This window comes from Lysobacter antibioticus (assembly GCF_000731095.1).
In the GTDB taxonomy this organism is placed as follows: Bacteria; Pseudomonadota; Gammaproteobacteria; order Xanthomonadales; family Xanthomonadaceae; genus Lysobacter; species Lysobacter antibioticus_B.
Window position 1 is genome coordinate 1 of the sequence record NZ_JMTZ01000108.1, and the last position, 9,080, is coordinate 9,080.

8 protein-coding genes are annotated in these 9,080 nt (G+C 67.5%); 4 read left to right on the top strand and 4 right to left on the bottom strand.

Going from position 1 to position 9,080, the window contains the following annotated elements:
• Positions 1-203: 203 nt before the first annotated feature.
• Positions 204-1,781 (bottom strand): M20/M25/M40 family metallo-hydrolase, encoded by a 1,578-nt coding sequence (locus tag EX88_RS0121610; protein ID WP_081931355.1) that lies wholly within the window; start codon positions 1,779-1,781, stop codon positions 204-206.
• A gap of 308 nt (positions 1,782-2,089) precedes the next feature.
• Between EX88_RS0121610 and EX88_RS0121615 the strand changes: the two genes are divergently transcribed.
• From EX88_RS0121615 to EX88_RS0121625, 3 genes are all read left to right on the top strand, one after another.
• Complete coding sequence (locus EX88_RS0121615) at positions 2,090-3,310, top strand: acetylornithine/succinyldiaminopimelate transaminase (RefSeq protein WP_031374063.1); 1,221 nt, start codon at positions 2,090-2,092, stop codon at positions 3,308-3,310.
• Between the two features lie 23 nt (positions 3,311-3,333).
• Positions 3,334-3,753, top strand: coding sequence for an HIT family protein (locus EX88_RS0121620; RefSeq protein ID WP_031374064.1), 420 nt, complete (start codon positions 3,334-3,336; stop codon positions 3,751-3,753).
• Positions 3,754-3,874: 121 nt separating this feature from the next.
• Positions 3,875-5,980, top strand: a complete 2,106-nt coding sequence (locus EX88_RS0121625; RefSeq protein WP_051885409.1) for a TonB-dependent siderophore receptor — start codon at positions 3,875-3,877, stop codon at positions 5,978-5,980.
• Between the two features lie 164 nt (positions 5,981-6,144).
• Here EX88_RS0121625 and hemL read toward each other — a convergent pair whose 3' ends face one another.
• Together hemL and thiE are read right to left on the bottom strand one after the other, a co-directional pair.
• Complete coding sequence (gene hemL, locus EX88_RS0121630) at positions 6,145-7,428, bottom strand: glutamate-1-semialdehyde 2,1-aminomutase (RefSeq protein WP_031374066.1); 1,284 nt, start codon at positions 7,426-7,428, stop codon at positions 6,145-6,147.
• Positions 7,425-8,060 (bottom strand): thiamine phosphate synthase, encoded by a 636-nt coding sequence (gene thiE, locus EX88_RS0121635; protein WP_031374067.1) that lies wholly within the window; start codon positions 8,058-8,060, stop codon positions 7,425-7,427. Before thiE ends, hemL begins: the two co-directional genes overlap by 4 nt.
• A 68-nt stretch (positions 8,061-8,128) precedes the next feature.
• On the opposite strand from thiE, the gene EX88_RS0121640 reads away from it, so the two are divergent.
• Positions 8,129-8,320 carry a rubredoxin gene (locus EX88_RS0121640; protein WP_031374068.1) on the top strand — a complete coding sequence of 64 codons (192 nt, stop codon included), beginning with the start codon at positions 8,129-8,131 and terminating at the stop codon, positions 8,318-8,320.
• Positions 8,321-8,472: 152 nt separating this feature from the next.
• Here the strand turns inward: EX88_RS0121640 and EX88_RS0121645 are convergent, their stop codons facing one another.
• Positions 8,473-8,916, bottom strand: a complete 444-nt coding sequence (locus EX88_RS0121645; RefSeq protein WP_031374069.1) for a DUF192 domain-containing protein — start codon at positions 8,914-8,916, stop codon at positions 8,473-8,475.
• Positions 8,917-9,080 lie beyond the last annotated feature (164 nt).

Sequence of the window (9,080 nt, forward strand, 5' to 3'; positions counted from 1 at the left end):
GACATCCCTGTCCCGATGAAAAACGGCGCGCATCCTTGCGCGCCGCCCTTCGGGTCTTCCATTGCCTTCGCTAGTGCCAAGCTGCGCACAGCAACAGCAACAGCAACAGCAACAGCAACAGCAACAGCGACAGCGACATCTTCACGGCAACGGCAGACCATCGCTGCCTCGGGCTCCCGTGCGAAGCCACCCGACTCACTACTTCACTTCGGTTGCTTCAACGCATCAGCCAGCGAATACAACAGATCGACATAGAACTGTTCGGCCTGCACCAGGCCGGCGATCTTCGAGCCCTTCAGGGGTTCGATCACCATGTATTCGTTCGGCGCATGGGCGCCGCTGCCGTGGCCCAGGCCGCCGGCGATCATCGGCAGGCCCAGGGTCTGGGTGAAGACGTAGTAGGGGGCGCTGCCGCCGATGCGCGGGGCGACCGGCGGGGTGAAGCCGTGCTTGCGGTAGGTGCCGATCGCGGCGCGCGTCAACGGGGCTTCGACCGAGGTCTGCGCCGGCGGGTAGCCGGACAGCTTGCGGATCTCGATGTCGTCGAAGCCCTTGGCGTCGAGTTGTTTGCGGATCAGTGCCACGGCTTCGTCGGGGGTCTGGTCGGGCACCAGGCGCGAATCGACCTTGGCCACGGCGCGGTGCGGCAGGATGGTCTTGACGCCTTCGCCGGTGTAGCCCGCGACCAGGCCGTCGATGTTGAGGGTGGTGTCGAACAATTCCGCGGCGCTGGCGTCGCGGTCGTTGCGGCCGTTCTTCCAGCGCGCCGCGGCGAAAGCATCGAGTTGTTTCTGGGTGTCGCCGGCGCGCTTGGCTACCAGGCCGTTGAACAAACGCTGTTCTTCGACGTTCGGTGCGCGGATAGCATCGCGATAGCCGGGCACAGCGATCTCGCCGTCGGGTGTGGTCAATGTCGCCAGGGCCTGCACCAGGCGCCAGCTCGGCGAGTCGAGCTTGGCCGCGAGCGAGCCGTGCACCTCGCTTTTCTGCGGGCCGCCGGTCTTGGCATTGCCTTTGGCTTCCAGCTCCAGGTACAGGATGCCTTTCACGCCGAGGAACATCGAGGCTTCGCCGTCGCGGTCCTGGGTGTTCATCGGGAAGAACACGCCGTCGGCCTTGCGCAGTTGCGCCTCGTATTTGGCGACGACTTCGGGGTAATGCGGCGAGCCCAGTTCTTCCTCGCCTTCGGCCAGCACGATCAGGTTCACCGGCGGTTTTCCGCGCACCTGGATCACTGCGTCGAGCGCATTGAGGAAGGCGCGTTGCGGGCCCTTCTGGTTGGTCGCCCCGCGCGCCATCAGCACCTTGCCGAGCTTGGGGTCGTCGACGAGGGCGCCGTCGAAGGCGTCGACCTTCCAGCCGGTGGGTTCGATCGGCTGCACGTCGTACATCATGTAGACCACCAGTGTGTGTTCGGCGCCGGCGTCGTAATAGCCGTAGACACCGGGGTGGCCGGAGGTCGGCACCAGCGCGGTATCGCGGAAGCCGAGCGCCTGCAGGTCGCCGCGCAGCAGTTCGGCCATGGCGTCGATGCCCTTGTTCTGGGCGCTGATCGAGGGCTGCCTGACCCAGCGCTGCAACTGGGCGAGGTCGGCCGCACGCTGTTTTTCCAGGTGCGCATAGACATCGGCGTAGTCGCCGGTGAAGGCGGGCACCGAGGCGGCATCGAAGGCGGCGGTTTCGGTGATCGCGATCTTAGGCGGCGCGGCGCCGGCCTGGGCCAGGACCACGGCGAGCACGGCGGGAAGCAGGCGAACGGTGCGGCTACGGCGTGAACTCATGACGTTTCCTCATCGAAGAAGAACATGGAATGTCCGGCGACGCGCCATCGCAGCGCCGACGCGTCGGTCAGGGTCGGCGCGAACCGCGCGGGAGGGAAGTGCCGCGAGCGTGTCGGGGTGCCGCGATCGGCGCCTTCGGCACCGCGACGGAGATGGCCCGGCGCGGCCGGCGCCAGTCCGTCGGCGGTTCGATCCGGCCGGCGCGCAGCCGCCGAACGCCCGCGCGGTCTTGCCCCCGCGCCGCTGCAGCCGCCGGCACGATGCGCGACAATGTCGGTTCTTCTTCCTCGATCGCGACCGCCGCCCGCATGGACACCGCCTCGCTCTACGCCCTCTCCGAGCGCTATTACCTGCCCGTCTACCGCCCGCGCCGGATCGTGCTCGATCACGGCAAGGGCTCGCGCGTGTGGGACCTGGACGGCCGCGAGTACGTCGACTTCGGCGCCGGCATCGCGGTCAACGCGCTCGGCCATGCGCATCCGGCGCTGATCCAGGCGCTGACCGAACAGGCCGGCAAGCTGTGGCATACCAGCAACGTGTTCATCAGCGAGCCGCCGCTGCGCCTGGCCGAGCAGCTCGTGTCCGCCGCCGGTTTCGCCGAACGCGTGTTTCTGTGCAACTCCGGCGCCGAAGCCAACGAGGCGGCGATCAAGCTCGCGCGCAAGTGGGCGACCGCGCAGGGCCGCGAGCCCGAGCGCCGGGTGATCCTGAGTTTCCGCGGCAGCTTTCACGGCCGCACCCTGGCCGCGGTCACCGCGACCGCGCAGCCGAAGTACCACGAAGGTTTCGAGCCGCTGCCGCCGGGCTTCCGCTACAGCGATTTCAACGATCTGGCCGCGGCCGAAGCGGCGATGGCCGCGGGCGACGTCTGCGCGGTGCTGGTCGAACCGGTCCAGGGCGAGGGCGGGGTAACGCCGGCCACGCAGGAGTTCCTGAGCGGTCTGCGAGATCTGTGCGACCGCCACGAAGCGCTGTTGATCCTCGACGAGATCCAGTGCGGCATGGGCCGCAGCGGGCGTCTGTTCGCCTGCCACGGCTACGAGGTCGTGCCCGACGTGGTGACGCTGGCCAAGGCACTCGGCAGCGGTTTTCCGATCGGCGCCATGCTGGTCGGGCCGAAGGCCGCGCAGTCGATGCAGTTCGGCGCCCACGGCACCACCTTTGGCGGCAATCCGTTGGCCGCGGCGGTCGCGGGCGCTGCGTTGCGCGAGTTGAACTCGCCGCAGCTGATGGCCAACGTCGAACGCCAGGCGCAGGCGATCCGTGCCGGCCTCGCCGCGCTCGACAGCGAACTCGGCTTGTTCTCCGAAGTGCGCGGACGCGGCCTGATGATCGGCGCGCAGTTGCGTCCCGAACACGCCGGCAAGGCCGGCGAGATCCTCGACCGCTGCATCGAGCACGGCCTGCTGGTGTTGCAGGCCGGGCCGGACGTGCTGCGTTTCGTGCCCGCGCTGAACATCGGCGACGAAGACGTTGCCGACGGGCTCGCGCGCCTGCGCGCGGCCCTGCTGCAGTTCCTCGGGCGCTGAGCCGGGCGCTGACTTTGGGCGCGATGAGCGATTGCATCTTCTGCGCCATCCTCGCCGGCCGCGCGCCGGCGAGCCGGGTGTACGAGGACGAGGTCGCGGTGGCCTTCATGGACTTGCGCCAGGCGGTCGAAGGCCATGTCCTGGTGGTGCCGCGCCGGCACATCGAGGACATCTACGCCCTCGACGAAGCCACCGCCGGCCATCTGATGGCGATCGCGGTGCGCATCGCCAAGGCCCTGGCGGCGCAAGACCGGCCGGCCGGGCTCAATCTGTGGCAATCCAACGGCGAGGCCGGCGGCCAGGAAGTGCCGCACGTGCATCTGCACGTGCAGCCGCGCCGCGAGCACGACGGCATCTTGCGCCTGTACCGAGACGGCTTGCCGGCACCTGCCGATCGCGCCGTGCTGGACCGGTTGGCCGAGCGCATCGCCCGCTATCTCTAGCGCTTACCTCATGGAAACCGCGCCGGTATCGCCTTCGCAGGCGCTCCGGTAGGGGCAGGTCTTTACGGTTCTTCACTAAACGATAATAATTCTCGTTTGCTTTAGACCCCGGAGTCCCCGCATGCCCTGCAGCCGTCACGTCCCGGCGCCCCTCGCCCTGGCCATTGGTTTTTGCCTGAGCTTTCCGGCCCTGGCCGAAGGCCCGGATGCCGCCGCCGACCAAGCCAAGACGCTCGACCACATCGTCGTCCAAGGCGCGTCCATCGGCTACAAGGCCGGCAGCGCCAGCACCGCGACCAAGACCGACACGCCGATCTCGGAGACCCCGCAAGCGATCACCGTGGTTACCCGCGAGCGCATGACCGACCAGGGCGCCTTGAACGTGCAGGACGCATTGAACTACGCCGCCGGCGTGCGCTCGGACGCGTACGGCCTGGACTCGCGCGGCGATTGGACCTTGATCCGCGGCAGCTCGCCGCAAGAATATCTCGACGGCCTGCGCAGCAACTTCAACTACTACACCAGCTCCGCGCGCACCGATCCCTACATGCTCGAGCGCATCGAAGTGTTGCGCGGCCCGTCCTCGATGCTGTTCGGGCAGGGCAGCACGGCCGGCGTGATCAATTTGGTCAGCAAGCGTCCGCAGGCGCAGGCGCAGCGCGAAATCGGCGTACAACTGGGCAGCTTCGACCGCCGCCAGGTCAACGCCGACTTTACCGGGCCCCTGACCGCCGACGGCACCTGGCTGTATCGCATCGTCGGCGTCTACCGCGACAGCGAAACCCAGGTCGACCACGTCGACGACGACCGCCGCCTGATCGCCCCCTCGCTGACCTGGAAGCCGAGCGAAGACACCTCGCTGACGCTGCAACTGCGCTGGCAGCAGGACCGCACCGGTTCGACTTCGCAGTTCTTCGGCTGGAGCGGCCTGTTGGCGCCGAACCCGAACGGGCGCGTCCCGGCCAACCGCTTCATCGGCAATCCCGGCGATCATTACGACACCGATCGCACCAGTGCGGGCTGGCTGTTCGAGCATCGTTTCAACGACAACTGGAGCGTCCGCCAGTCGTTCCGCGCCGCGCGCAACAAGGTCGATTACGCCAGCCTTTACGGCGATCCCTTCAGCGCGCCGCTGAATCCCTTCATCGATGCCGAGCAACGCGTCATCAATCGCGAAGGTTGGTTCGCCCACAACCGGGTGCGGATGCAGAACCTCGATCAGCACGTCGAAGGCCGCTTCAAGACCGGCGCGATCGAGCATCAGATGCTGCTCGGCCTGGACGCAGTGCGATTCAAGCAGGAGGAAGCGCAACTGTTCGACGGCTCGCCCTCGCGCGGCGGCACGGTGCCGCCGATCGACATCTACCGCCCCGTCTACACGCCGTACACGCCGCCGCCGTTCGGCCCGGCGGTGAAGAGCAGCCAGCGCCAGGTCGGCGCGTATCTGCAGGACCAGATGCGCATCGGCGATCACTGGATCGTCGTCGCCGGCCTGCGCCACGATCGCGCCAAGAGCGGGCTGGTCGGCGCCGCCGACGAGACCTCCAATGCCACTAGCAAGCGCCTGGGCGTGATGTTCCACGACTGGGCCGGCTGGTCGCCGTATGTGAGTTACAGCGAGTCCTTCACCCCGGTGGCCGGCACCAATGCCCTCACCGGCGTGCGCTACAAGCCGCAGAAGGGCGAGCAGATCGAAGCCGGCCTCAAGTTCGAGCCGGCCGGCCGCGATCTGAGTTTCAGCGCCGCAACCTATGAATTGCGCGAAGAGAACCGCTTGGTGCCCGATCCGGCCAACCACAACACCAATGTGCAGGCCGGCAAGACCAAGGTCAGCGGGTTCGAGCTCGAACTCACCGGCAGGGTGACTTCCAGCTTCGACATCACCGCGCACTACAACTATCTCGACAACGACAAGCAGCTCGAAGCCACGCCGCGCCACCAGGCGGCGGTGTGGGGCAAGCAGCGTTTCAGCATCGGGGGGCGCGACGGTTTCGCCGCCGGTTTGGGCCTGCGTTACATGAGCGCGTTCGACAGTTTGCCGGCGCCGACCACGCCTTCGGTGACGCTGGCCGACGCGATGGTGTCGTTCGACACCGGCGCATGGCGCTGGGCGCTTAACGTCAACAACCTGACCGACAAGCGCTATTTCAGCATCTGCATGGGCCGCGGCGACTGCTGGTTCGGCGCCCGGCGCAACATCGGCCTGAGCGCTACGTTTACCTTCTAATCGCCATGAAGAACAAAGGGCCGGCGCATCGCCGGCCCTTTCGTTTGCGCGTTTGCGGTGGCGAACGGCACTAACCGCAACTCGCCCACATCCCGTGCTGATCCCACCTTTGAAAAAGGGAGGGCAGGGGGATTTGCTCTTGCCTCAGCCCGCGAGTGGACGCCTTACAGCGTAGCGAACGTCGCTCGCGCCGCTTCCACCGTCTCGGCGATTTCCGCCTCGCCGTGCGCACTCGACACGAAGCCGGCCTCGAACGCCGATGGTGCCAGATACACCCCGCGTTCGAGCATGCCGTGGAAGAAACGGTTGAAACGCTGGGTGTCCGAGCCGAGGGCATCGGCGAAGCTTTCGACCGGGCCTTCGCGGAAATACAGGCCGAACATGCCGGGCGCGCGGGTGGTGTGGAAGGCGATTCCAGCGGCTTTCGCCGCGTTTTCCAGGCCATCGCAGAGCGCATGGGTGCTGCGTTCCAGGGCATCGTGGAAGCCCGGCGCCTGGATCAGCTCCAGGGTCGCCAGGCCCGCAGCCATTGCGACCGGATTGCCGCTGAGCGTACCGGCCTGATAGATCGGGCCGCTCGGCGCGACTTGGCTCATCAGGTCGCGGCGACCGCCGTAGGCGCCGACCGGCATGCCGCCGCCGATGATCTTGCCGAAGGTGCTCAGGTCCGGAACGATGCCGTAACGCTGCTGCGCGCCGCCGAGCGCGACGCGGAAGCCGGTCATGACTTCGTCGAAGATCAACAGCGCGCCGTGTTTCGTGCACAGCTCGCGCAGATGCTGCAGGTAGCCCTCGCGCGGCAGGATGCAGTTGGCGTTGCCGACGATCGGCTCGATGATCAGGCCGGCGATCTCGCCGCCGACCTCGTCGAACAAGGCCGTCGCGGCGTCGAAATCGTTATAGGGCAGGGTCAGGGTCAGGTCGGCCAGCGCCGACGGTACGCCCGGCGAATTCGGCAGGCCCAGGGTCAGCGCGCCGCTGCCGGCCTTGACCAGGAAGCTGTCGCCGTGGCCGTGATAGCAGCCCTCGAACTTGACGATGCGGCTGCGCCCGGTCGCGCCGCGCGCCACCCGGATTGCCGACAGCGTCGCTTCGGTACCCGAATTGACCATGCGCACCATCTCGCAGCTCGGCACGATGCGGGTGATCGCCTCGGCCATCGTCACCTCGAGCGCATTCGGCACGCCGAAGCTGAGGCCATGGCGCATGGTCTCGGCGACCGCGGCCAACACCTGCGGATGCGCATGGCCGGCGATCATCGGGCCCCAGGAACCGACGTAGTCGATATAACGGTTGCCGTCGACGTCGTACAGATGAGCGCCTTGGGCGCGTTCGGCGAAGAACGGCTCGCCGCCGACCGACTTGAAGGCCCGCACCGGCGAATTGACGCCGCCGGGCAGGAGTTCGGAGGCGCGGGTGAACAGCTCGTGGGAGCGGGTGTTATTCATTGGGGGGCTTCTTCGAAACAGGAAAGGTAGGCGCGCACCGCAGCGGCCGGGTCGGGCGCATCGAACACGCCGCTGATGACCGCCAGCAAATCGGCGCCGGCATCGACGAGCGAGCGCGCATTGTCCGGGGTGATGCCGCCGATGGCCACCCGCGGCAGGTTCAACGCCGCCGCTTGCGCCAGCAACTGAGGCGAGGCCCGCCGCGCATGCGGTTTGGTCGGCGAGGGGAAGAAGGCGCCGAAAGCGACGTAGCCGGCGCCCTGGGCGGCGGCGCTGCCGGCGAGTTCGATATCGTCGTAACAAGAGGCGCCGAGGATCGCATCGGGACCGAGCGCAGCACGGGCCGCGCTGAGTTGGCCGTCGTCTTCGCCCAGGTGCGCGCCGTCGGCGCCGATTTCGGCGGCCAAACGCCAGTCGTCGTTGACGATCAGCGGCACGCGATGGCGCCGGCATATCGTGAGCAGGGCCAAGGCCTGCTGCCGGCGCAGGGCGTCGTCGGCGGACTTGTTCCGGTATTGCAGCCACTGGGCCCCGGCGGCCAACACGGCGTCGACCCGGGCCGACAAACGACCGGTGTCGGCTTCGTCGGGCGTGATCGCGTACAGGCCGCGGCGCGGCCAAGGAGAATTCATGCGTCGGCTTCCGTCGGGGAGGGCGGGGTGTGACAATGCGCGTCCCGCAATCCCCGCATTATCCGCCCATGTCCGAGATCGCCGCGACCACCGCCTACCGCACCTGGATGTGCGTCGTGTGCGGCTTCATTTACGACGAAGCCCAGGGGCTGCCGGAAGAGGGCCTGGCCCCGGGAACGCGCTGGGCGGACGTGCCGGACACCTGGACCTGCCCGGATTGCGGGGTGACCAAGGACGATTTCGAGATGATGGAAGTCTGAAGCGCCGCTGCGCGGGCGTTTCGTCCCGGCGGATGGCCGGCTCCGGCCGGTTTGGCTCGCTTCTTGGGTGTCTTTCCCTGCGTGAAGGCGCCCGATACAGGTATCCCGCATCGCGGGGCCTGCCCAGGCCGGCGTGATCCCACCGCCCGTCTTTATTGGATCCCCGGCCCGAACTGCAGCGCGGCACCGTCGCGCAGGTTCAATTGAGCCGCCTGGCCGGCATTGAGCTCGAGCACATACTTCGCCGGCGCATCGCTCGGATACGGCGGGCAGGCATCGCCGGCCGAGCACGGCGGCACGTCGCGGCGTTGCGACACCAGCCGCCCGCGGGCATCGAAGTAGAGGATGTCGAGCGGGATCCGGGTGTTCTTCATCCAGTAGGCCAGCGCCTGTTCGCCGTCGTGGACGAACACCATGCCCCGGTCGGCGGCCATCTCGTCGCGGAACATCAGCCCGCGCGCCCTGGATGCATCGTCGGCGGCGACTTCCACCGTATAGCGGCGACCAGCGAGTTCGACCCAGGATTCGCCGTCATTGGACGCGCAGCCTGAGAGGAGCAGGCCCAGGCAAACGATCGCTGCACGTAGCGTCGACATAGCGCTCATCCCTGCGGTTGGAGAATGCCTCGAACATCATCGAAGCGGCCGGCGCGCGTCAATGCGAGCGCCGTGAAATTCTTTTCGTGATCCTCTTCCCAATGCGTATTCATGTATGCATAATGCGCGGCCCCGCTGACCGGATGTATCGATTGGCGGGGACG